This is a genomic window from Streptomyces kronopolitis, assembly GCF_050953795.1.
In the GTDB taxonomy this organism is placed as follows: Bacteria; Actinomycetota; Actinomycetes; order Streptomycetales; family Streptomycetaceae; genus Streptomyces; species Streptomyces kronopolitis_A.
The window spans coordinates 1,701,663-1,724,943 of record NZ_CP191850.1 but is presented as its reverse complement, the minus strand read 5'-3'; the positions used below and the strand labels follow the sequence as shown (position 1 = coordinate 1,724,943).

The window sequence follows — 23,281 nt, the reverse complement described above, 5'->3', positions numbered from 1 at the left end:
CCCGACAGGCACCACCCAGAACGTGAGGAACACTTAGTGAGGAAGCGTGACCCGCGGCTGGCTGCCCCGATCGGAGCGGGGCTGGCGACAGCTCTGCTCGCGCTCGCCGGGTGCGGCACGGACGACCCGGAAGCGGCCGGCAACGGCGAGCCCGTGGTCATGGGGATGACGAACACGACCATGGCCACCGACCCGGCGGCCGGTTACGACCCCGACTCGTGGCTGTTGTTCAACAACGTCTTCCAGTCGCTGCTGAGCTTCCCCAAGGGCGGCACCACCCCCGAGCCGGAAGCGGCCCGGCGCTGCTCGTTCACCGACGGCCGGAGCACGACCTACCGGTGCACCCTCAAGGACGGCCTCAAGTTCAGCAACGGTGACGCGCTGACCTCCGAGGACGTCAAGTTCTCCTTCGACCGCACCCGGCGCATCAAGGACAAGAACGGCCCCGCCGTGATGTTCGCCGCGCTCGACAAGGTCGAGACCCCGGACGCGAAGACCGTGGTCTTCCACCTGAAGACGCCCGACGCCACCTTCCCCATGAAGATCGCCTCGGGTGCCGGCTCCATCGTCGACCACGCCGACTACCCGGCCGACCGGCTGCGCAGCGACGGCAAGGCCACCGGGTCCGGCGTCTACACGCTCAAGGACTACGGCCCCGACAAGGCCGTCTTCGCGGTCAACGGCTCCTACAAGGGCCCCGCGAAGGCCAAGAACTCCGGGATGACCGTGAAGTTCTTCAACGGCGCCGAGAAGCTGAAGAAGGCCGTGGAGAAGGGCGAGGTCGATGTCGCCTACCGCGGCCTGTCCATGAAGGACATCGCCGCCCTGGACGGCGCCTCCCTGAAGCAGCAGCACGGCACCCAGGTCGTCGAGGGCGGCAGCGCCGAGGTGATGCACCTGGTCTTCAACCTCCACGACCCGGTCGCCGGCAAGCTCGGGGTCCGCAAGGCCATCGCCTACCTCCTGGACCGTTCCTCGCTCGTCCGGGACGTCTACCAGCACACCGCCGAACCGCTGTACTCGGTCGTCCCGGCCGGCATCACCGGCCACAGCACCGCCTTCTTCGACACCTACGGCGACCAGCCCAAGCCCGACAAGGCCAAGGAAGCACTGCGCGCCGCCGGCTACCGGGGCAAGGTGCCGCTCACCCTGTGGGCGACCCCCGACCGGTTCGGCCCCGGCACCGTCCCCGCCTTCCAGGAGATCGCGAAGCAGCTCAACGCCAGCGGTCTGTTCGACGCCAAGGTGCGCAGCGTGCCCACCAAGGAGTACGAGCGAGGCGTGGAGGCCGGCCGGTTCGGCGTCTACGTGAAGGGCTGGATCCCCGACTATCCGGATCCGGACAACTTCACCCAGCCGTTCTTCGGCAAGGACAGCGTCCTGTCCAACCACTACAGCTCGCCCACCATCACCGGCCGTCTGCTGCCCAAGACGGCCGACCAGCCGGACCGCGGCGCCACCAAGCCCGCCTTCCGGGAGCTGCAGAACATCATCGCCCAGGACGTGCCGGTCATACCGATATGGCAGGGCAAGCAGTACGCGGTCGCCCGGGACGGCGTCTCGGGCCTGCAGTGGACCCTGGACTCCTCGACCGTCTTCCGGTTCTGGGAGATCGGCAAGTCCGCCGAGGCCTGAGCGGCCCGCACACACGACGGCGGGGCCGGTCCGGGAACTCCCGGACCGGCCCCGCCGCCATGTCTGCGGGCCGTGGCCGCTACTGCGCGCCGGGCCGCACCAGCCCGCTCTCGTACGCGTAGACCGCCGCCTGCACCCGGTCGCGCAGCCCCAGCTTCGTCAGCACATGCCCCACATGCGTCTTGACGGTGGTCTCGCTCACGAACAGATCGGCCGCGATCTCCGCGTTCGACAGCCCGCGCGCCACCAGCTTCAGCACCTCCACCTCACGCTCGGTGAGGGTGTGCAGGGTGTCCGGCACCGCCTCCTCGCCCGACGGCAGATGGCCCGCGTACTTGTCCAGCAGCCGGCGGGTGATGCTCGGCGCGAGCATCGCCTCGCCCCCCGCCACCACCCGGATCGCCTGGACCAGCTCATCGGCCGGCGCGTCCTTGAGCAGAAAGCCGCTGGCGCCCGCGCGCAGCGCCTCGACGACGTACTCGTCCAGATCGAACGTGGTCAGCACCAGGACCTTGGCCGGGCCGTCCTTCGCCGGGCCGGTGATCTGGCGGGTCGCCTCGACCCCGTCCATCCGGGGCATCCGGATGTCCATGAGCACCACGTCCGGCTGCAGCGCCCGCACCTGCTCCAGCGCCTGCAGGCCGTCACCGGCCTCTCCGACCACCGCCAGATCCTGCTCCGCCTCCAGAATCATCCGGAATCCCGTACGCAGCAGGGGCTGGTCGTCGACCAGCAGGACGCGGATGGCCACGAGCTCTCCTTCGTCAGGCCCCCGCCGGGGCACTCGCGAAACGGGTCGCGAGCACCGCGAGCGGGCTCACTAGATCTGTTCCATTCTGCCCTGCGGCACCACCGGGCCGTCCGGCGGGCGCACCTCCAGGGGGTACACCGGGGGAGTGCCGCCGAATTCGGGGCAGTGCGCCTGGTGGTCGCACCAGCCGCACAGCTTGGTCGGCCGCGGCCGCCAGTCGCCCGTCGCCGTCGCCCGCTGGATCGCCTCCCACAGCGCCAGCAACTTCCGCTCCACGCCCCGCAGGTCGGCCTCGCCCGGGTCGTAGGTCACCACATCGCCGCTGCCCAGATAGACCAGCTGGAGCCGCCGCGGCACCACCCCGCGCAGCCGCCACATCACCAGGGCGTAGAACTTCATCTGGAACAGCGCGCCCTCGGCGAACTGCGGGCGCGGCGCCTTGCCGGTCTTGTAGTCGACGATCCGCACCTCGCCGGTCGGCGCGACGTCCACCCGGTCGATGAACCCCCTCAGCCGCAGCCCCGACTCCAGCACCGTCTCCACATACAGCTCACGGTCGGCCGGCTCCAGACGCGTCGGATCCTCCAGCGTGAACCACCGCTCCACCAGCGCCTCGGCCTCGGCCAGCCAGGTCGCCAACCGCTCGCCCGCGGCGTCGTCCGACGGGCCGGCGCCGGTGTCGTCCGAGGTGGCGTCCGCGAACAGTCCGGCCAGCTCCGGCCGCTTGACGAGCAGCTTCTCCCACTCGCCGGGCACCATCGCCCGCGCCCCGGCCGCCGTGCGCTCCGCCGCCGGAGCGTCGAAGAGCCGCTCCAGCACCGCATGGACGACCGTGCCGCGCGTCGCCGCCGGGCTCGGCTTCTCCGGCAGCCGGTCGATCACCCGGAAGCGGTAGAGCAGCGGACACTGCATGAAATCGCCGGCCCGCGACGGCGACAGCGCCACCGGCGCCCGCGGCCCCTCCCTGCTCCCGGCCCCGTCCCCGGCGGTCTGCGGCTGCGGCCCGGCAGCCTCCGCCGCCGCCCCGGCCTCCCCGGTCCCCGCCCCGGCGGTGTCCGTCCCCGGCCCGCCGGGTTCGCCCCGCGTGACCGCCTCGGTCTGCTCCGCACTCCATCCCATGCCGCAAAACCCTACGGCCCGCCACTGACAGCCCGTGACGCCGCGGTAGCCGCAAGGGCCCCGCAGCAGGTCGGGCCGGGGCACTCCGCATACCATCGACGCTGGACCCTTTCGCCCTGGATGATCGAGACACCAGGCCGGACGGGGCGAATGCCGTAGTCGATGAGGGGACGCCGTGGACCAGAGCGGGAAGTCGCAGGACCCCCAGGAGTCCGTGCGGCCTCAGCCGCCCGAACCGCCCGAGCAGCCTGACCCGCCCAAGGCACCCGCGCCGGGCAGGAAGGGCAGCGGAGGCGGCATCCTGATGGGCCGTCCCTTCGGCGTGCCCGTGTACGTGGCCCCCAGCTGGTTCCTCGTCGCCGCCCTGATCACCTGGGTCTTCGGCGGCCAGCTGGAGCGGGTGCTGCCCGAGCTCGGCGCCGCCCGCTACCTCGTCTCGCTCTTCTTCGCCGTCGCCTTCTACGCCTCGGTGCTCGTCCACGAGCTGGCGCACACCGTCGCCGCACTCCGCTTCAAGCTGCCCGTACGCCGCATCCAGCTCCAGTTCTTCGGCGGTGTCTCGGAGATCGAGAAGGAGACCGAGACGCCCGGCCGGGAGTTCGTCCTGGCCTTCGTCGGCCCGCTGCTCTCGCTCGTCCTCGCCGGCCTCTTCTACGCCGGGATGACCCTGGTCGAACCGGACACGGTCCCCGGCGTGCTGCTCGCCGGCCTGATGCTCTCCAACCTCATCGTCGCGGTCTTCAACCTGCTGCCCGGCCTCCCGCTGGACGGCGGCCGGATGCTGCGCGCCGTCGTCTGGAAGATCACCGGACGCCCCATGAGCGGCACCGTCGCCGCCGCCTGGGTCGGCCGCGCGCTCGCCGTGACCGTCCTGATCGGCCTGCCGCTGCTCACCCACACCGGCGCCCTGGGCACCGCCCGCCCCGAGATCGGCGGCGCCGACTCGCTCACCGACGCCCTGCTCGCCGCGATCCTCGCCGCCATCATCTGGACCGGCGCCGGCAACAGCCTGCGCATGGCCCGGCTGCGCGAACGCCTCCCCGACCTCACCGCCCGCACCCTGACCCGGCGGGCCGTCCCCGTCGAGGCCGACACCCCGCTGTCCGAAGGGCTCCGCCGGGCCAACGACTCCGGCGCCCGCGCCCTGGTCGTCGTCGACCGCCAGGGCCGGCCCACCGCCCTCGTGCGCGAGGCCGCCATCGTCGGCGTCCCCGACCACCGCCGCCCCTGGGTCACGGTGGGCACCCTCGCCCAGGATCTCCGCGAGGGGATGCGGGTCTCCGCCGAACTCGCCGGCGAGGATCTGCTGGAGTACCTGCGCGCCACCCCCGCCACCGAGTACCTCGTCGTCGAGGAGACCGGCGAGATCTACGGGGTGCTGTCCACCGCCGACGTCGAGCGGGCCTTCGTCTCCGCCATGGCCCGCCGCCCCTGACCCCCGCCGCGGCCCGCCCGCCGTCCCCCGGGCCGCCCGGCGGCCGCCCACTGGTCCTCGGCGCACCCACGGCCCGGTAGGCTGGTCACATGTCCGAACCGACCGGTGCCGCCCGCCGTCGCGGGCCTTTCAAGGTCGGGGACCAGGTCCAGCTCACCGACCCCAAGGGACGCCACTACACCTTCACGCTCGAAGAGGGAAAAAGCTTCCACACCCACAAGGGAGCCTTCCCCCACGACGAGCTGATCGGTGCTCCCGAGGGCAGTGTTGTCCGTACCACCGGGAACGTCGCCTACCTCGCGCTGCGCCCGCTGCTCCCCGACTACGTCCTGTCCATGCCCCGCGGTGCCGCCGTGGTCTACCCCAAGGACGCGGGGCAGATCCTGGCGATGGCCGACATCTTCCCCGGCGCCCGCGTCGTCGAGGCGGGTGTGGGCTCCGGCTCGCTCAGCAGCTTCCTGCTGCGCGCCATCGGCGACGACGGCATGCTGCACTCCTACGAGCGCCGTGCCGACTTCGCCGAGATCGCCACCCAGAACGTCGAGCGCTACTTCGGCGGCCCGCACCCCGCGTGGACGCTGACCGTCGGTGACCTCCAGGACAACCTCTCCGACACCGACGTCGACCGCGTCATCCTCGACATGCTCGCCCCCTGGGAGTGCCTGGAGGCCGTCTCCAAGGCCCTGGTCCCCGGCGGCATCCTCTGCGCCTACGTCGCGACGACGACGCAGATGGCCCGCACGGTCGAGGCGATCCGCGAACACGGCACCTTCAACGAGCCGTCGGCCTGGGAGACCATGGTCCGCACCTGGCACGTAGAGGGCCTCGCGGTCCGCCCCGACCACCGGATGATCGGCCACACCGGCTTCCTGCTCACCGCCCGCCGCCTCGCCGACGGCGTCGAGCCCCCGCTGCGCCGCCGCCGCCCCGCCAAGGGCGCCTACGGCGAGGACTACGCAGGACCGGGCAAGGACCGGGCGGCGGCCGCCGGCGACACCACCGCCGAGCGCGGCTGACCGGCACCACCGCGCCCCGGCCGACCGCGCGGATCCGGCCACCGAATCCTCCGGCGCCGCCGACGAGTTCCCGTACGGGCACCCGTCGGCGGCGCCGTGGCGATTCCTCCCCGGGACCGGTCCGGGATCCGCCCGGAAAACTCCCTCGGATCGGCACGGAAAACTCCCGTCCGGCCGGTTCCTTGGTGCCCCCTCCTGTGGAACGATGCAGCACACTCCCACCGCCACAGCACCTCACAGGAGTTACCCCGCGTGCAGCCCATGGCAGGCCAGGACCTCTTGCACACCCAGCCGCGCCCCATGCACTGGCTCGCCACCGCCACCGCCATTTCGGCGGTCGTCGCGGCCGCTTCCCTCCTCCAGCCCGCCGACGCCACGGCCACGACCTCCCACGACGCCGCCGGCGGCCGGCCCCCCGCCGCGGCCCCCGATCCGGCCCGAGCCGGCTTCCCGGTCGACTGCGGCCCCAACCGCCTCGACGTGGTGAAGAAGGCCTCCGCCGACCTCGACGGCGACGGGACGACCGAGACGGTCGCCGCCGTCCGCTGCCACAGCGGGACCGGCACCCCGCCCACCGGCGTCTATGTCCTGGCCCGGCCGGCCAGGGCAGGCGCGGCACCCCGGGTCGTGGCGACCCTGGTGGCCCCCGCCCGGCAGCTCACGGTCCAAACCCTCGCGATCAGGGATGGCGCGATCTCGGCGGCGTTCCTGGGCTACTCCACCCTCGACGTGCCCCGCTGCTGCCCGGACGTGCACAAGGGGCTCAAGTGGCAATGGAAGGGCGGCAAGTTCGTCCAGAGCGAACTCCCCGCCGCCCTGGGCACCGCGCGTGCGTGATCTGTCACATGATGTGGCCGGCGGACGCGTTCCGCGCCCCGCCGGCTACTCCGCGTCCGGGCCGTAGACCTCGACGCGGTCGCTGACCCGGCGGACGTGGATGCAGTCCCCGGGGCACTCCTTCGCCGAGTCCCGCACGTCGGCGAGCAGTCTCAGCGGGACGGGCGTGGTCGCCCCCTCGTCCTGGAGCAGCTCGTCGTCGGGGCTCTTCACATAGGCCAGCCCGTCGATGTCGAGCTCGAAGACCTCCGGCGCGTACTGCGCACAGATGCCGTCCCCGGTGCACAGATCCTGATCGATCCATACTTCCAGCTCTGGGGCTTCGTCCTGCGCGGTCATCTCGTCTGCCGTCCCTGCGTACGTGAACCGTTTTTGTCTAAGTGGCGCCAGCCCTGACGGGTGTTGACCGACTCGACGATACAACCGCTCGCTTTCCGATGTTGTTGGGTGGGTATTCCCTTGGCGTGAGGACGTGCGCAAGGGTGAAGATCGGACACGCCCCGACAGTCTTTTCGATCTAGGGGTTTCAACCTGCACCGGCCCAGGTAGGGTCAGGAAGCGTCCAGCTCCTTGGAGGAGGTGAGGACCGTGGCAGCCCACGACGACGACATCAACCGCGGCATCCGGCCGGGGCGGGGGTCTGAAGATCCCGCCGGCCAGGTTGCCTATCTCGAGCAGGAGATCGCCGTCCTGCGACGCAAGCTCGCCGACTCTCCGCGGCACACGAGGATTCTCGAAGAGCGGATCGTCGAGTTGCAGACCAACCTGGCCGGCGTCTCGGCACAGAACGAGCGTCTCGCCAATACTCTCCGCGAGGCCCGCGACCAGATCGTCGCGCTCAAGGAGGAGGTCGACCGGCTCGCGCAGCCGCCGGCCGGCTTCGGTGTCTTCCTGCAGACGAATGAGGACGACACGGTCGACATTTTCACCGGAGGCAGAAAACTCCGGGTCAATGTCAGCCCGAGCGTGGAGACCGAGGACCTCCGGCGCGGCCAGGAGGTCATGCTCAACGAAGCGCTCAACGTGGTCGAGGCCATGGAGTTCGAGAGCGCCGGCGACATCGTCACCCTCAAGGAGATCCTCGAGGACGGCGAGCGGGCGCTGGTGATCGGCCACACCGACGAGGAGCGGGTGGTCAGGCTCGCCGAGCCGCTGCTGGACATCACCATCCGCCCCGGCGACGCCCTGCTCCTCGAGCCCCGCTCCGGCTACGTCTACGAGGTCATCCCGAAGAGCGAGGTCGAGGAACTCGTCCTCGAAGAGGTCCCGGACATCGACTACACCAAGATCGGTGGTCTGGGCGGCCAGATCGAGCTGATCCGGGACGCGGTCGAGCTTCCGTACCTCTACCCCGACCTCTTCAAGGAGCACGAACTCCGCCCGCCCAAGGGCGTCTTGCTCTACGGCCCGCCCGGATGCGGCAAGACCCTCATCGCCAAGGCGGTCGCCAACTCCCTTGCCAAGAAGGTCGCCGAGGTGACCGGGCAGCCCGCGGGGAAGAGCTTCTTCCTCAACATCAAGGGCCCCGAGCTGCTCAACAAGTACGTCGGCGAGACGGAACGGCACATCCGGCTGGTCTTCCAGCGCGCCAGAGAGAAGGCGAGCGAGGGCACCCCCGTCATCGTCTTCTTCGACGAGATGGACTCCCTCTTCCGCACCCGTGGATCCGGCGTCAGCTCGGACGTGGAGAACACCATCGTCCCGCAGCTGCTCTCCGAGATCGACGGCGTCGAGGGCCTGGAAAACGTGATCGTGATCGGTGCCTCGAACCGTGAGGACATGATCGACCCGGCCATCCTGCGCCCCGGCCGTCTCGACGTGAAGATCAAGATCGAGCGTCCGGACGCGGAGGCCGCCAAGGACATCTTCTCGAAGTACCTCACGGAAAGGCTGCCGCTGCACTCCGACGACCTCGCCGAACACGGCGAATCGCGGAAGGCCGCGGTCAGCGGGATGATCCAGTCCGTGGTCGAGCAGATGTACGCGGAATCCGAGGAGAATCGCTTCCTGGAGGTCACCTACGCCAATGGTGACAAGGAAGTCCTCTATTTCAAGGACTTCAACTCCGGTGCGATGATCGAAAACATCGTGGGACGCGCGAAGAAGATGGCCATCAAGGCCTTCCTCGAACACAATCAGAAGGGCCTTCGGGTCTCCCATCTCCTCCAGGCCTGCGTGGACGAGTTCAAGGAGAACGAGGACCTGCCCAACACCACCAACCCGGACGACTGGGCCCGGATCTCCGGAAAGAAGGGCGAGCGGATCGTATACATCCGCACGCTGGTCACCGGAAAGCAGGGCGCCGACACCGGCCGCTCCATCGACACGGTGGCGAATACCGGCCAATACCTGTAACACCGCTCTCCGGCTGCGGATGTCCTGCACGGGGCGTCCGCAGCCGGACGCATTTCCGGGAGCACCGGAACCGCCCCCGAAAGAGCGCGATGGATCAGGGAAAACCGGACTGGAGCAATGACTGTAATGATCTCCCCAGCGCCGCTAAGGCGTTCTAGGCTCTTCGGTACTACCGCTACGTCACGCTGTGCGGGCGTGGGGCACGCACAGGGACCGGAGGCACAGCGGTACTTGAGCGCCGCCCCCATCCAGGGGCGCCGCCGGGCTAGGAGGGCCGCATGACCGTACGGCGAGTAATGGGAATCGAGACGGAGTACGGGATCTCCGTCCCCGGCCACCCGAACGCCAATGCCATGCTCACCTCATCCCAGGTCGTCAACGCCTACGCGGCCGCGATGCACCGGGCACGCCGTGCCCGCTGGGACTTCGAGGAGGAGAACCCGCTGCGGGACGCCCGCGGCTTCGACCTCGCACGGGAGAACGCCGACTCCAGCCAGCTCACCGACGAGGACATCGGCCTGGCCAATGTGATCCTCACCAACGGTGCCCGGCTCTACGTCGACCACGCCCACCCGGAGTACAGCGCCCCGGAGGTCACCAATCCGCGGGACGCCGTGCTGTGGGACAAGGCCGGCGAGCGGATCATGGCCGAGGCCGCCGAACGGGCCGGCCAGGTCCCCGGCGCCCAGCCCATCCACCTCTACAAGAACAACACCGACAACAAGGGCGCCTCCTACGGCACCCATGAGAACTACCTGATGAAGCGGGAGACCCCGTTCTCGGACATCGTGCGGCATCTGACGCCGTTCTTCGTGTCCCGTCAGGTGATCACCGGCGCCGGCCGGGTCGGCATCGGCCAGGACGGCCACGAGCACGGCTTCCAGCTCAGCCAGCGCGCCGACTACTTCGAGGTGGAGGTCGGCCTCGAGACGACCCTCAAGCGGCCCATCATCAACACCCGCGACGAGCCGCACGCGGACGCCGAGAAGTACCGCCGGCTCCACGTCATCATCGGGGACGCGAACCTCTCCGAGATCTCGACGTATCTGAAGCTGGGCACCACCTCACTGGTGCTGTCCATGATCGAGGACGGCTTCATCGCCGTCGACCTGGCCGTCGACCAGCCCGTCCGCACCCTGCACCAGGTCTCGCACGACCCCAGCCTGCAACATCTGATCACGCTCCGCAGCGGCCGCACCCTGACGGGCGTACAGCTCCAGATGGAGTACTTCGAGCTGGCCCGCAAATACGTCGAGGACCGTTACGGAGCGGATGCGGACGAGCAGACCAAGGACGTCCTGACCAGGTGGGAGGACGTGCTCGGCCGGCTGGAGAACGATCCGATGAGCCTGTCCGGCGAGCTGGACTGGGTCGCGAAGCGCGAGCTGATGGAGGGCTACCGCCGCCGCGACGGCCTGGACTGGGACGCCGCCCGTCTGCACCTCATCGACCTGCAGTACGCCGACGTACGTCCGGACAAGGGCCTGTACAACCGTCTGGCGGCCCGCGGCAAGATGAAACGGCTGCTGGACGAGCCCACGGTCGAGCGGGCCGAGCAGAAGCCCCCGGAGGACACCAGGGCGTATTTCCGCGGGCGCTGCCTGGAGCAGTACGCGGACGACGTCGCGGCCGCCTCCTGGGACTCGGTCATCTTCGACCTGCCCGGTCGTGACTCCCTGCAACGGGTTCCCACGCTGGAGCCGCTGCGGGGGACCCGGAAGCACGTCAAGGAGCTCCTGGACCGCTGCCGCACCGCAGAAGAGCTGGTGAGGACGCTTTCCGGCCGCTGAACCACGACAGGGGCACGACAAAATTCCCGGCGATCCACAGCCGATCCGGGGCTGAAAGCGCCGCGGTGCGGGAATCATCGAGGTGACTCCCGGGCGTTGCAGCAAGTGCAGGGCCGATGTCGGACCCTGCTTGTAGGGTCGGATCTTGAAGGTCACATCGAGCGGGGCGAACCGAGCGGGGTGAGGGACATGGCGACCAAGGACAGCGGCGGCGGACAGGCCAAGGCCACGCGTTCCACCGAAGAGGTCGAGGAACAGACCGAGGACGCGCAGGCCACGGACGACCTCAAGGAACGCCAGGAGAAGTTGTCGGACGACGTGGATTCCGTCCTGGACGAGATCGACGACGTCCTGGAGGAGAACGCAGAGGACTTCGTGCGCTCCTTCGTGCAAAAGGGCGGAGAGTAAGGGCTGCCCGGACCGGCCGCCCGGGGACGGCGGCCGGTGCCCGCAGGCGCGGGTGCCGGCCGGCTCCTCGTAGGGCTCCCGGGGTGCCGTGCGGGAGACCGCACGGGCCCCGGGGGTCTCCCGCACGGGGCACCCACGGCGGTGAGGTCATCCGCCGCCACGAAGGCGCCGCGGACGGGCGGGCCGCGGTGTGCACCGAGCGGTCCGGCGTCCGCCCGATCGGCCTTTCGCCCGGTCCGCAACATGTGGATCACGGCCACGGGGCGGGTAAGGTCCGAGTCGTACTGTGCTTCAACTGCAACTCGGCACTCGGCAAGTTGAGGGATGACCCCGGCGCATCCGCGCAGGGCCATCGCATATCCGGAAGGAAACGTGTGGAAGCCAACACTCGAAGCATCGGGCGTCTACCAGCTGCCTTCCTGACGCCCGGCTCCTCGTCGTTCATGGACTTTCTCGGTGCGCACTCGCCCGATCTGCTGCCGGGCAGCCGCCCGTTGCCGCCGGTGCAGGGTGCCATCGAGGCGCCGCACGGCACGACGATCGTGGCCGCGGCGTTCCCGGGGGGCGTGGTGCTCGCCGGTGACCGGCGGGCGACGATGGGCAATGTCATCGCGCAGCGGGACATCGAGAAGGTATTCCCGGCCGACGAGTATTCGGCGGTCGGTATCGCGGGCACGGCGGGCCTCGCGGTGGAGATGGTCAAGCTCTTCCAGCTGGAGCTGGAGCATTTCGAGAAGGTCGAGGGCGCCCAACTCTCCCTGGAGGGCAAGGCGAACCGGCTGTCGACGATGATCCGCAGCAACCTCGGCATGGCCATGCAGGGCCTGGCCGTGGTGCCGTTGTTCGCGGGCTTCGACCTCGACCGCGAGAAGGGCCGCATCTTCTCGTACGACGTGACCGGCGGGCGCTCGGAGGAGCACGGTTTCGCGGCGACGGGCTCCGGCTCGGTGTTCGCGCGCAGTGCCCTCAAGAAGCTCTTCAAGGAAGACTTCACGGAGGATCAGGCGGCCACGGCCGTCGTCCAGGCGCTCTACGACGCCGCGGACGACGACTCGGCGACGGGCGGGCCCGATATGGCGCGGCGGATCTACCCCATCGTCACGGTGATCACCGAGGACGGCTTCCGCAGGCTGGCCGAGACGGAGGTCGCGGAGATCGCCCGTTCCGTGTACGAACGCCGCCTGGAACAGCCCGACGGCCCGCGCGCGGCGCTGCTCTGACGGGACGGATGGTCCGCTATGCATTCGCCAGTGAGAGAGCTTTTGACAGGAAGGGACGGATAGCCGGTGTCGACGCCGTTCTATGTCTCACCCCAGCAGGCCATGGCCGACCGCGCCGAGTACGCCCGCAAGGGCATCGCGCGCGGACGCAGCGTCGTGGTGCTGCAGTACACCGACGGCGTGGTCTTCGTCGCCGAGAATCCCTCCCGCGCCCTGCACAAGGTCAGCGAGATCTATGACCGCATCGCCTTCGCGGCGGTCGGCAAATACAACGAGTTCGAGAATCTGCGGATCGGCGGTGTGCGCTACGCGGATCTGCGGGGCTATACGTACGACCGTGAGGACGTGACCGCGCGCGGGCTGGCGAACGTCTACGCCCAGACGCTCGGCACGATCTTCTCCAGCGCCGCCGAGAAGCCCTACGAGGTCGAGCTGATCGTGGCCGAGGTGGGCAGCGCCCCCGAGGACGACCAGATCTACCGGCTGCCGCACGACGGCTCGATCGTGGACGAGCACGGTTCGGTGGCGGTGGGCGGCAACGCCGACCAGATCAGCAGCTATCTCGACCAGCGCCACCGCGACGGTATGACGCTGGCCGAGGCGCTCAAGCTCGCGGTGGAGTCGCTGTCGAGGGACAACAACGGCGGTGAGCGCACCCTGACCGCCGAGCAGCTGGAGGTCGCGACGCTGGACCGTACGCGGCCGCAGCAGCGCAAGTTCAAGCGGATCCTGGGCCGGCAGCTCTCCCGGCTGCTGGACGAGCACGCCACCGGGGACGCCGCAGACGCCGGGGACCCCGTCGGCGCGGAGGTGGACGCGGACACCGGTGCCGGGGAGTCCGGGGCGTCCGACAAGGGCGCCAAGGGCGGGAAGGCCGGCGGCAAGGACGACTCCGAGGGGGAGTCCGGCCCGCTGCTCTGAGACACGGTTTTCCGGGCCGATATCCGGATCGCGCGCCCCGGTGGGTCACCCCCCGCCGGGGCGCGCGGCGTTGCCGGGGGCGTCTGCGGGCGGGGCGGTGGAGCCGCGGGTGACCAGTTCCACCGGCAGCGCGGGGGCCGGCGCCGGGTGGCCGTCGAGCACCGCCATCAGGGCCCGCATCCCGGCCTCGCCGAACTCCTCGGCCGGCAGCCGTACGGTCGTCAGCTCCGGCTCGACGGCGACCGCCAGGGCCAGATCGTCGAATCCGGTGACGGAGACGTCCTCGGGGATCCGCAGCCCGAGCCGGCGCACCGCCTTGCAGGCGCCCGCGGCGATGATGTCGTCGTCGCAGAGCAGGGCCGTGGGGCGGGGGCCGGGGCCGGTCAGGGCGGCGTGGGCGGCCCGCAGCCCGGCGTCGATGTCCAGGGCGGCCGGCTCGCGCCGCAGTTGTGCCCCGGGGACGTCGTGGAGGGCTTCGGTGAGCGCCCGGGAGCGGACCTCGAAGGTCCAGGAGCCCACCGCGGCCGCGAGATGGGTCATGCGGCGGTGCCCGAGGGCGACCAGATGGGTGGTCAGCTGCCGTACCCCGTCGGCGATGTCGAGGTTGACGGTGGCGGTGGCCCGCCGGTCGCCGGGGTCACTGTCGAGCATGACCAGCGGCAGGCCGGCGTCGCGCAGGGTGGTGAGGGCGTCGGCCGCCATGGACGAGGCGATCACGCCGTCGAGGGTGGCCGCGGCGGAGTCGAAGGGGTCGCGGGCCGGGCCGATGCCCTCGGGGGAGGGGTAGAGGACCACACCGAAGCCGTGCTCGGCGGCGACCCGGGCCGCGCCGGTGTAGACGCGGGCGAAGAACTCGGTGGTCAGGGCGGGGACGACGAGGAGCGCGGTGCGGGTGCGGCCCATGCGCAGGTTGCGGGCGGCGAGGTTGGGGCGGTAGCCCAGCGTGCGGGCGGCGTCGCGGACGGCCTCGGCCTTGCCGGGGGAGACCCTGCCGTGCCACTTGTCGCCCAGTACGAGGGAGACCGCGGCCTGCGAGACGCCGGCGAGGCGGGCGACGTCCCGGCTGGTGGTGCGGGCGGTGGCCCGGCTGCCGGGGTGCGCGGCGCCGGCCGCTCCGGCGGGGGCCTCCCCTGCCCGGGCGGATCCGAGCGCGCGGGGAGCGGTGCTCGCACCGGGCGGTGTGGGGGCCTCGTCGCTGGTCACCGGCTGTTTCGCTCCTTGTGTGCGGCCGCCGCGGGTGGACCGCGGAGTGCCGTCATGATACGTATAACCCCGGAAGTTATACGTATCACGTCCGGCCGGGCCGGACCGAAAGGGGCGGGGATGGCCTCGGGATATGCGGAGCTGCTCAGAACCCGGCACGCGGCCCGGCTCCTGGCGGGGACGCTGGCCGGGCGGCTGCCGAACGCCACCGCGGCGCTGGCGGTGGTCCTCTTCGTACGGGCCGAGGGCGGCAGCTACGCCCTGGCCGGCGCGCTCTCCGCCGTATACGGACTGTGCAACGCCGTCGGCCAGCCGCTGCTCGGCCGGGCGGTGGACCTCTGGGGCCAGCCGCGGGTGATGCTGCCCGCCTCGGTCGTCTCGGCGCTCGGCGCGGCGCTGCTCACCGCCGTCGGCCTGGACGTGCTCTGGATGGCCTACGCAGCCATGGTGATCGCCGGTTTCTTCACCCCGCCCCTGGAGGGTGGTCTGCGGGCGCTGTGGCCCGGCGTCCTGCGGCGCGCGGACCGGGTGCACGCCGCCTACGCGCTGGACGCGGTCGCGCAGGAAGTCATGTTCGCGGTGGGCCCGTTGCTGGTGACGCTGTGTGTGGCGGTCTGGTCGGAGCGGGGCGCGCTGCTGGTGATCAACCTGATCGGGGTGCTCGGCGCGCTCTCCGTCGTGGTCTCGGAGCCGTCCCGGCAGTGGCGCAGCGGCCCCCGCGAGGCGCACTGGCTGGGGGCCCTGCGCTCCAAGGGCCTGCTGGTGCTGATCGGAGCGTTCTTCTTCGTGGGGCTGGCGCTGGGGTCGATCGCGGTCGCGGCGGTGGCGTACGCCGATGAGCACGGCGGCGGGATGATCTCCAGTTGGCTGCTCTCCGCGCTGGGGGCCGGCGCGCTGGTCGGCGGGGTGGTCTACGGCGCCCGCGAGTGGCCGGGGCGGCCGGAGGGGCGGCTGCGACTGCTGATCGGCATGCTGGCACTGGGCTATCTGCCGCTGGTGCTGGTGCCGGGTGTCGTCGGGATGACGCTGCTCACCGGGGTCGCCGGGGTGTTTCTGGCGCCGGCGCTGGCCTGCGCGTTCGTGGTCGTGGACCGGCATGCGCCCAAGGGCACCGTGACGGAGGCGTTTTCGTGGCTGGTGACGACCTTCGGGGTCGGTTCGGCCATGGGGGCCTCGGTGGTGGGGCCGTCGGTCGAGCGCGGCGGCGCGGTGGCGGGATTCACGGTGGCCGCGGCCGGCGGACTCGCCGCCGTGCTGGTCCTTTTGTCGACGAAGCGATTCCTCGGAGATCCCGTCCAGCCCACAGCTGATACGCACACGACGGAAAATGATCGAAACGGGGCGGCCGAACCCGGTTTCAGAGCAGGCCGTCAGGCGTAATGTTCAGTCATGGACCGCCGCATTTTCGGGCTGGAGAACGAGTACGGCGTCACGTGCACGTTCAGGGGACAGCGCCGACTGTCGCCTGACGAAGTGGCGCGCTACCTCTTCCGCCGTGTCGTGTCATGGGGCCGCAGCAGCAATGTCTTCCTGCGGAACGGCGCCCGCCTGTACTTGGACGTGGGTTCGCACCCGGAATACGCAACTCCCGAGTGCGACAACGTGACCGAGCTGGTCACGCACGACAAGGCCGGCGAGCGCATTCTCGAAGGCCTGCTCGTCGACGCCGAGCGCCGCCTGCACGAGGAGGGAATCGCGGGCGACGTCTATCTCTTCAAGAACAACACCGATTCGGCGGGGAACTCCTACGGATGTCACGAGAATTATCTCGTCGCCCGTCATGGTGAGTTCTCCCGGCTCGCGGACATCCTCATCCCGTTCCTGGTCACCCGTCAGCTGCTGTGCGGCGCGGGCAAGGTGCTGCAGACCCCCAGGGGCGCCGTCTACTGCGTCAGCCAGCGCGCGGAGCACATCTGGGAGGGCGTCTCCTCGGCGACGACGCGGTCCCGGCCGATCATCAACACGCGCGACGAACCGCACGCCGACGCCGAGCGCTACCGGCGGCTGCATGTCATCGTCGGTGACTCCAACATGTCCGAGACGACCATGATGCTGAAGGTCGGTGCCACCGATCTCGTGCTGCGCATGATCGAGGCGGGCACGGTGATGCGCGATCTGACGCTGGAGAACCCGATCCGGGCCATCCGTGAGGTCAGTCACGACATCACGGGGCAGCGCAAGGTGCGGCTGGCCAGCGGGCGCGAGGCCTCGGCGCTGGAGGTCCAGCAGGAGTACTACGACAAGGCCGTGGACTTCGTCGACCGCCGCGGCATCCGCACGGGCATCGTCGAGCAGGTGCTGGAGCTGTGGGGCCGGACGCTGGAGGCGATCCGGGACCAGGAGCTGGACCGCATCTCCACCGAGATCGACTGGGTGATGAAACATCAGCTCATCGAGCGGTACCGGACAAAGAACAACATCACCATGTCCCACCCACGGGTGGCGCAGATAGACCTCGCGTACCACGACATCCACCGCCGCCGGGGGCTCTACTACCTCCTGGAGCGGAAGGGACAGGCCGCGCGGATCTGCAACGACCTGAAGATCTTCGAGGGCAAGTCGGTGCCCCCGCAGACCACCCGCGCACGGCTGCGCGGCGACTTCATCCGCCGTGCCCAGGAGCAACGCCGTGATTTCACGGTCGACTGGGTGCATCTCAAGCTCAATGACCAGGCGCAGCGCACGGTCCTGTGCAAGGACCCCTTCCGGTCCGTCGACGACCGGGTGGAAAAGCTGATCGCCGGTATGTGACCCGCGGGGAATGCGGAGGTGTGCCGGGAGCCCTCGCGGCTCCCGGCACATTGCTCTGTTGTGCCGGGAGGTGCCCGGCGACACAGGTCGTAGAGTGGCGGGCATTGCCCATTTCCCCACGAGCCCGAGTTGGACTGATGAACCTCACGAAGAACACCTGCCGCGCCGCCGCGGCGGCGCTGACCGTGCCCGTCCTGCTGTTCACCGCCGCCTGCGGGAACGACGACGGCAAGGGCTCGGCGGGCGACGCGGTCGTCAAGGTCGATGGCAAGGCAGGGGCGAAGCCCAAGATCACGGTGCCCAAGGGCGCCAAACCGGCCGACAAGGTCGTCACCAAGACCCTCAGCGAGGGCAAGGGCGCCACCGTCAACAAGGGTGACCTGGTCCGGCTGGACTACTCGGGACAGTCGATGAAGGGCCAGAACCTCGGCAGCAGCTGGACGCCGCAGCCGGGCGCCAAGCCCGGTGGCCCGCGTCCGCAGATCGTCACCGAGATCAACGACCAGGTTCAGCAGCAGCAGCTCCCGCCGAAGGTGCTGGCCGCGGTCGCCGGGCAGAAGGTCGGCAGCCGCGTCGAGGTCGAGGGCACCGCCAAGGCGTTGATCGGCGCGGGCCTGAACCCGAAGATCGGCATCAAGCCGACCGACGGCCTGGTGTGGGTCCTCGATGTCGTCGGCGCCAAGAAGGTCGACAAGAAGGCGAAGGCCGAGGGCGAGCAGGCGGCTCCGGAGAGCGGGATGCCCGAGGTGACGGCCGAGGGCGCGAAGGCCGCGAAGATCACCGTGCCCAAGGGGGAGAAGGCGCCCAAGGACCTCAAGCAGCAGGTCCTGATCAAGGGCAAGGGGCCCGAGGTGAAGGCCGGCCAGGGCCTGATCGCGCAGTACACCGGTGTGAAGTGGGAGGACGGCAAGAAGTTCGACTCCTCCTGGGACCACGGTGGCGCGACCGCGTTCCAGATCGGTGCCGGCCAGGTCGTCCCGGGCTGGGACAAGGCACTGGTGGGCAAGCACGTCGGTGACCGGGTCGAGATCGTGATCCCGCCGAAGCTGGCCTACGGCGGCAACCCGCAGAGCGGGCTGGACAAGAACACCCTGGTCTTCTCGGTCGACATCGTCGGCACGGTCTGACAGCGGCACCGGCAAGATCTGCAAGACTGGCCCGGTAATCGTAAAGATTCGTAAGTAGGAGCACATCCGTGAGCATCGACAAGCCCGAGATCGACTTTCCTGAGGGCCCGGCTCCCACCGAGCTCGAGATCGTGGACCTGACGGAGGGCGACGGGCCGGTCGCCAAGGCCGGGGACACCGTCTCCGTCCACTACGTCGGCGTGTCCTTCAGCACCGGCGAGGAGTTCGACGCGAGCTGGAACCGCGGCAAGCCGCTGCAGTTCCAGCTGGGCGCCGGCCAGGTCATCGCCGGCTGGGACCAGGGCGTGCAGGGCATGAAGGTCGGCGGCCGCCGCCGGCTGACCATCCCCGCGCACCTCGCCTACGGCGACCGCGGCGCCGGCGGCGGCCGGATCGCCCCGGGCGAGACGCTGATCTTCGTCTGCGACCTGGTCTCGGTCTGAGACCACTGCCGGCCGCCCCTAGGGGCCACGGCTGACGCATCCCAGGGCCCGTGCCGCGATGGCACGGGCCCTCGGCTTTTGCCCTGACGACGCCGAGCGGTACGGTCAACGATCGGGAGTTCAACGAGAAAGGGCGTCGATGGCCATTGCCAAGGCCGAGCGGCTGATGAACCTGGCGCTGTGCCTGCTGGGGACGCGACGCCCGCTGACCAAGCGTGAGCTCAGGTCGTCCATCGAGGCCTACATCGAGGCCGGCAACGACGACTCGTTCAACCGCATGTTCGAGCGGGACAAGGACGATCTGCGGGAACTCGGACTGGTCATCGAGACCGTCGAGGGCATCGACGGCGACATCGGCTACCTCGCCCGGCGCGACAGCAACCGCCTGCCCCCGATCACGCTGGACGCCGAGGAGGCCGCCGCCCTCGGGCTCGCCGCGAAGATCTGGCAGCAGGCCCGGCTGGCCGGTGCCGCCTCCGGCGCGCTGCAGAAGTTGCGGGCGGCCGGGATGCCGCTGGCCGGCGAGGGCGCGGACCTCGACGCCGGACAGCCGCACAGCGCGCTGGAGCCGCGGATCCCCGCCCACGAGGCGGCGTTCGAGCCGCTGATGCTGGCCTGCCGCGACCGCCGGCCGGTCGTCTTCGACTACCGCAAGTCCACCGCGGCCCACCCCGAGCAGCGGCAGGTCGAACCCTGGATCCTGGAGTGCTGGCGGGGCCATTGGTACGTCGCCGGCTGGGACCGCGAGCGCGCGGCGGAGCGGGTCTTCCGGCTCTCCCGCATCACCGGCAAGGTCCGTTCCCGGCAAGGGAAGTTCACCGCTCCGGTGCCCGATCACGTCACCGTCCGCGAGACCGTCGAGAGCTGGGCGGGGGAGACCGCCACCGGCACCGCCCGCATCAAGCTCCGTGCCGAGCACGGCTATCCGCTGCGCGCCCGGGCGCTCACCGTCCACGCGCTGGGCGACGGCTGGGACGAGCTGGAGATCCCAAGCGGCCACGGACTCGACGCCTGGCTGGTGGAGTTCGGGCCCGACGTGGTCGTACTGGAACCCGCGGAACTGCGCGCCGAGGTCATCGACCGGCTGCGTGCCGTGGCCAAGGGCTGAGAGGGATACGAGACCCATGGCGACGAACGCGATCGACCAGACCCGCCGGATGCTGTCCCTGGTGACCTATCTGCGCGAGCGCCCCGGCGCCCGCGTCGGGGACGTCGCCCGGGCCTTCGGCATCACCGAGGACGAGCTGATCGCCGACCTCGACGTCCTGCCGATGTGCGGGACGAGCTTCCGCGGCGGCGACCTCCTGGACATCGACACCGACGGCGACCGCATCTGGTGGCACAACCCCGACGACGTCGCCGAGCCGCTGCGGCTGGCCGCCGACGAGGCGACCGCGCTGCTGGTCGCGGCCCGGGCGGTGGCCACCCTGCCCGGACTGCGCGAGGGCGACCGCCAGGCGCTGCTGCGCGCCACCGCCAAGCTGGAGGCGGCGGCCGGTGAGGCGGCCGGCGCCAGCTCCCGGCTCTCGGTGACCTTCGAGTCCGAGGGCGGCGTCTTCGCCGACGTCGACCGCGCCATCGCCGAGCGGCGCCGGCTGTGGCTGCGCTACTATTCACCGGCGCGTGACGAGCTGACCGAGCGCGAGGTCGACCCGATCCGGCTGTTCGCCGTCGGGCACACCTATATGGAGGCCTGGTGCCGGCTCTCGGAAGCCCGCCGCACCTTCCGGCTCGACCGGGTCGCCGAGATCAAGCTGCTGGACGCGCCGGCCGACCCGCCGCCGGTCGAGCTGCGCGATCTGTCGGAGGGCCTGGTGCAGCCCGCGGCCGAGGACCCCGAGGTCTGCATCGAGGTCGGGCCCGGCGGCCGCTGGGTCGCCGAGTACTACCCGCACGACAGCGCCGAGGAGCTCGCCGACGGCGGTCTGCGGATCACCCTGCGCACCCCCGACCCGGCCTCGCTGCGGCGGCTGGCGCTGCGGCTGGGGCGGGACGGCCGCATCGTGGCGCCGCAGGCCCTCGCGGACAGCGCTCGGCAGGCCGCCGACCAGGCGCTCGCGGCGTACGGCGAGTGAGCCCCGCACCGCCGCGGGACGAAGCAGGAGGCAGCGAGGGATGACGATGCCCAAGACGGCCGCCGGCCTGGCGGGCCTGGCCGCCCCGGTGCTCTTCAAGGCCGCCTGTCCGGACTGCCGCGGCCGCTTCGAGCTGGCCTCCGACTCCTTCCGGCTGGCGATCGGCGCCAGCAGCCGCACCACCTTCTACTCCTTCACCTGCCCCGACTGCCGGCACGCGGTGCGCAAGCCGGCCGGCGAGCGGATCATCGAGCTGCTCACCGGCGGCGGGGTACGCACGCTGCGGCTGCACACGGGCTGACCGGTAGGCTCGCCGCATGCTCTGGCCCATGATCGCAATCGCCCTCGGCTTCGCCGGGATCGCCGTGCTCGGCGTCCTGGCCGTCCGCGTCTTCGCCGAGGTGCGGCGGCTGGCCCGTCAGGTCGGGGCGTCCTCCGAGCGGATCCAGCGGGCCGCCGAGGACCTGGAGCGGGCGGCGACGCCGCTCGCCTCCCGGGTGTCCGGGGCCGGCCGGGACTGACCGCGGGACGCGGGACGTCGCCGGGAGCGGCGGCGCCCTGCTGCCCCGGCGGCCGGAGGGGTACGCTGATTCGCGGTGCGTACAGAGCGGCGGTCGAGGCAATCGGGACGACGCACGGGCATTGCCCGGCGTTCACCACCGAACGTTACGATCGAGTGAGCACCAGGACGCCAGTCCGACCCTATCGGCAGGCACCACAGCAGACGCCGCCCCGGCGAGAAGGTAGTCGCACATGCTCAGCAACCTGAGGCCCTCCGAGATCATTCTGATCCTCGTCGTGATCGTGCTGCTGTTCGGCGCGAAGAAGCTTCCGGACATGGCGCGTTCGCTCGGCAAGTCGGCCCGCATCCTCAAGAGCGAGGCCAAGGCCATGAAGAAGGAGGGCGAGACCGAGGGCGGTGCCGGTGCCGGTTCCTCCGAGGCCTCCGACGGTGCCCAGCAGGCCCCTCGTACGATCCAGGCGGCTCCCGGTGATGTGAACAGCTCGCGCCCCGTGGCCGAGCCGCAGCACACCACCAAGCAGAGCTGACCCGAACCGATCCCGTCGGCCGGTCCGGCCGGCAAGGGCTGATGCACGAGACGAGGACGTGGGTTGCCCAAGTCTGCCCGCAAGCAGGAGAAGGACCCCGAGGGGCGGATGCCCCTTGCCGCGCATCTGCGTGAGCTGCGCAACCGGCTGCTGAAGTCGGTGCTCGCCGTCTGCGTGATCACCGCGGTGGCGATGTGGCAGTACGACGCGATCGCCCACTTCATCACGGGGCCGGTGATCGACGCCGTCGGTTGCCCCAGCGGCACCGCGACCACCGGACCGCGCAGCCACCCCTGTGCGGAGGTCACCGCCAACGGTCTGCTGGCGCCCTTCACCATTCTGCTCAAGCTGTCCCTCACGGTCGGTGTCGTCGGCGCCAGCCCGATCTGGCTCTACCAGCTCTGGGCCTTCCTCGCGCCGGGCCTGCACCGGCACGAGAAGAAGTACGCGCTGAGCTTCGTCGGCGCCGGCGTCCCGCTCTTCCTCGGCGGCGCCTACCTCGCCTACGCGGTGCTGCCGACCACCGCGGGCGCCCTGGTCGGACTGACCCCCGACGACTGGGCCAACCTCTTCCCGGCCGACGAGTTCTTCGACATCGTCACGCGCATGGTCGTGGTCTTCGGCCTCGCCTTCGAACTGCCGCTGCTCCTGGTGCTGCTCAACTTCGGCGGTGTGGTGACGGGCCGCCGGATCATGAGCTGGTGGCGGTTCATGGTGCTGGGCATCACGATCTTCTCGGCCATCGCCACCCCGACCGGTGACCCGCTGACCATGAGTCTGCTGGCCGCGCCGATCGTGGTGCTGTACTTCGGTGCCGCCGGCATCTGTCTGTTCAACGACCGCCGCCGCAAGCTGGGCAACCCGGACGCCGGACTGGACGACGACGAGGCCTCGGAGCTGGATCTGACGCCGTCCGCGCTGGGGGAGGCCGAGCCGGTCGCCTCCGGGCGGATGCTGCCCGAACAGGCCGGCGGCGACCGCTCCGACGACGGGCCGCGGCGGCCCGGCGGCTACGACGACGTGACCTGACCCGAGGTGACCGGTCGCGACCTTCAGTGACCTGGTGTGAAGGGCCGTTACCCGGTGTGAGTCGGGCCGGCCCCCGGCGGCCCCCGTGCGCGGTGCGTACGGGGGCCGCCGGCGTT

The 23,281-nt window shown here is 70.6% G+C and carries 23 protein-coding genes and 1 pseudogene; 20 read left to right on the top strand and 4 right to left on the bottom strand.

From position 1 onward, the window contains the following. Window positions 1–36 precede the first annotated feature (36 nt). Window positions 37–1,635: an ABC transporter substrate-binding protein gene (locus tag ACQP17_RS07540; RefSeq protein WP_433855557.1), complete on the top strand. Its 1,599-nt coding sequence runs from the start codon at window positions 37–39 to the stop codon at window positions 1,633–1,635. Window positions 1,636–1,714: 79 nt separating this feature from the next. Here the strand turns inward: ACQP17_RS07540 and ACQP17_RS07535 are convergent, their stop codons facing one another. Both ACQP17_RS07535 and ACQP17_RS07530 read right to left on the bottom strand, forming a co-directional pair. Further along, window positions 1,715–2,386 carry a response regulator gene (locus ACQP17_RS07535; protein ID WP_433855556.1) on the bottom strand — a complete coding sequence of 224 codons (672 nt, stop codon included), beginning with the start codon at window positions 2,384–2,386 and terminating at the stop codon, window positions 1,715–1,717. A gap of 69 nt (window positions 2,387–2,455) precedes the next feature. After that, the gene (locus ACQP17_RS07530) at window positions 2,456–3,505 is read right to left on the bottom strand and encodes a RecB family exonuclease (RefSeq protein WP_433855555.1); all 1,050 of its coding nucleotides are present in this window, start codon (window positions 3,503–3,505) and stop codon (window positions 2,456–2,458) included. A gap of 175 nt (window positions 3,506–3,680) precedes the next feature. Between ACQP17_RS07530 and ACQP17_RS07525 the strand changes: the two genes are divergently transcribed. The 3 genes from ACQP17_RS07525 (at window position 3,681) to ACQP17_RS07515 (ending at window position 6,793) form a co-directional block, all read left to right on the top strand. Then, window positions 3,681–4,940 (top strand): site-2 protease family protein, encoded by a 1,260-nt coding sequence (locus tag ACQP17_RS07525; protein ID WP_433855554.1) that lies wholly within the window; start codon window positions 3,681–3,683, stop codon window positions 4,938–4,940. An 89-nt stretch (window positions 4,941–5,029) separates the two neighbouring features. Further along, complete coding sequence (locus ACQP17_RS07520) at window positions 5,030–5,956, top strand: tRNA (adenine-N1)-methyltransferase (RefSeq protein ID WP_433855553.1); 927 nt, start codon at window positions 5,030–5,032, stop codon at window positions 5,954–5,956. Between the two features lie 261 nt (window positions 5,957–6,217). Then, on the top strand, window positions 6,218–6,793 hold the full coding sequence (locus ACQP17_RS07515) for a hypothetical protein (protein WP_433859844.1): 576 nt from the start codon (window positions 6,218–6,220) through the stop codon (window positions 6,791–6,793). A gap of 45 nt (window positions 6,794–6,838) precedes the next feature. On the opposite strand, the gene ACQP17_RS07510 is transcribed toward ACQP17_RS07515, so the two are convergent. Then, complete coding sequence (locus ACQP17_RS07510) at window positions 6,839–7,132, bottom strand: ferredoxin (RefSeq protein ID WP_433855552.1); 294 nt, start codon at window positions 7,130–7,132, stop codon at window positions 6,839–6,841. Window positions 7,133–7,381: 249 nt separating this feature from the next. On the opposite strand from ACQP17_RS07510, the gene arc reads away from it, so the two are divergent. The 6 genes and pseudogenes from arc to prcA all read left to right on the top strand — a co-directional run bounded on the left by arc (window position 7,382) and on the right by prcA (window position 13,487). Next, window positions 7,382–9,148, top strand: coding sequence for a proteasome ATPase (gene arc / locus ACQP17_RS07505; RefSeq protein WP_189101405.1), 1,767 nt, complete (start codon window positions 7,382–7,384; stop codon window positions 9,146–9,148). Window positions 9,149–9,426: 278 nt separating this feature from the next. Further along, complete coding sequence (gene dop / locus ACQP17_RS07500; RefSeq protein ID WP_364994623.1) at window positions 9,427–10,938, top strand: depupylase/deamidase Dop; 1,512 nt, start codon at window positions 9,427–9,429, stop codon at window positions 10,936–10,938. 189 nt (window positions 10,939–11,127) lie between these two features. Then, window positions 11,128–11,346, top strand: a complete 219-nt coding sequence (locus ACQP17_RS07495; RefSeq protein WP_433855551.1) for a ubiquitin-like protein Pup — start codon at window positions 11,128–11,130, stop codon at window positions 11,344–11,346. Window positions 11,347–11,429: 83 nt separating this feature from the next. Then, window positions 11,430–11,624 (top strand): annotated as a pseudogene (locus tag ACQP17_RS07490) (hypothetical protein); the annotation flags it as partial. A 96-nt stretch (window positions 11,625–11,720) separates the two neighbouring features. Beyond that, entirely contained in the window at window positions 11,721–12,566 is an 846-nt protein-coding gene (gene prcB, locus ACQP17_RS07485; protein ID WP_364878085.1) for a proteasome subunit beta, read from the top strand. Window positions 12,567–12,632: 66 nt separating this feature from the next. Beyond that, window positions 12,633–13,487, top strand: a complete 855-nt coding sequence (gene prcA / locus ACQP17_RS07480; protein WP_433855550.1) for a proteasome subunit alpha — start codon at window positions 12,633–12,635, stop codon at window positions 13,485–13,487. Between the two features lie 45 nt (window positions 13,488–13,532). Here prcA and ACQP17_RS07475 read toward each other — a convergent pair whose 3' ends face one another. Further along, on the bottom strand, window positions 13,533–14,690 hold the full coding sequence (locus tag ACQP17_RS07475) for a LacI family DNA-binding transcriptional regulator (RefSeq protein ID WP_433855549.1): 1,158 nt from the start codon (window positions 14,688–14,690) through the stop codon (window positions 13,533–13,535). 120 nt (window positions 14,691–14,810) lie between these two features. Here ACQP17_RS07475 and ACQP17_RS07470 point away from each other — a divergent pair, with 120 nt between their 5' ends. The 10 genes from ACQP17_RS07470 (at window position 14,811) to tatC (ending at window position 23,165) form a co-directional block, all read left to right on the top strand. After that, window positions 14,811–16,070: an MFS transporter gene (locus ACQP17_RS07470; protein ID WP_433855548.1), complete on the top strand. Its 1,260-nt coding sequence runs from the start codon at window positions 14,811–14,813 to the stop codon at window positions 16,068–16,070. Window positions 16,071–16,079: 9 nt separating this feature from the next. Then, entirely contained in the window at window positions 16,080–17,441 is a 1,362-nt protein-coding gene (gene pafA, locus ACQP17_RS07465; RefSeq protein ID WP_189101397.1) for a Pup--protein ligase, read from the top strand. Window positions 17,442–17,578: 137 nt separating this feature from the next. Next, a complete protein-coding gene (locus tag ACQP17_RS07460; protein ID WP_433855547.1) occupies window positions 17,579–18,568 on the top strand; it encodes an FKBP-type peptidyl-prolyl cis-trans isomerase in 990 nt (329 codons plus the stop codon). Window positions 18,569–18,636: 68 nt separating this feature from the next. Continuing rightward, window positions 18,637–19,011, top strand: coding sequence for an FKBP-type peptidyl-prolyl cis-trans isomerase (locus tag ACQP17_RS07455; RefSeq protein WP_018087767.1), 375 nt, complete (start codon window positions 18,637–18,639; stop codon window positions 19,009–19,011). A 139-nt stretch (window positions 19,012–19,150) separates the two neighbouring features. Then, complete coding sequence (locus ACQP17_RS07450; RefSeq protein WP_433855546.1) at window positions 19,151–20,119, top strand: helix-turn-helix transcriptional regulator; 969 nt, start codon at window positions 19,151–19,153, stop codon at window positions 20,117–20,119. Window positions 20,120–20,135: 16 nt separating this feature from the next. Beyond that, window positions 20,136–21,086 carry a helix-turn-helix transcriptional regulator gene (locus ACQP17_RS07445; protein ID WP_433855545.1) on the top strand — a complete coding sequence of 317 codons (951 nt, stop codon included), beginning with the start codon at window positions 20,136–20,138 and terminating at the stop codon, window positions 21,084–21,086. A gap of 40 nt (window positions 21,087–21,126) precedes the next feature. Then, window positions 21,127–21,387, top strand: a complete 261-nt coding sequence (locus tag ACQP17_RS07440; protein WP_433855544.1) for a hypothetical protein — start codon at window positions 21,127–21,129, stop codon at window positions 21,385–21,387. A gap of 16 nt (window positions 21,388–21,403) precedes the next feature. Then, window positions 21,404–21,607 carry a hypothetical protein gene (locus ACQP17_RS07435; protein ID WP_364877864.1) on the top strand — a complete coding sequence of 68 codons (204 nt, stop codon included), beginning with the start codon at window positions 21,404–21,406 and terminating at the stop codon, window positions 21,605–21,607. A 232-nt stretch (window positions 21,608–21,839) separates the two neighbouring features. After that, window positions 21,840–22,136 carry a Sec-independent protein translocase subunit TatA gene (gene tatA / locus ACQP17_RS07430; RefSeq protein ID WP_189101385.1) on the top strand — a complete coding sequence of 99 codons (297 nt, stop codon included), beginning with the start codon at window positions 21,840–21,842 and terminating at the stop codon, window positions 22,134–22,136. Between the two features lie 63 nt (window positions 22,137–22,199). Next, window positions 22,200–23,165 (top strand): twin-arginine translocase subunit TatC, encoded by a 966-nt coding sequence (gene tatC, locus ACQP17_RS07425; protein ID WP_433855543.1) that lies wholly within the window; start codon window positions 22,200–22,202, stop codon window positions 23,163–23,165. The last annotated feature ends 116 nt before the right edge of the window (window positions 23,166–23,281 follow it).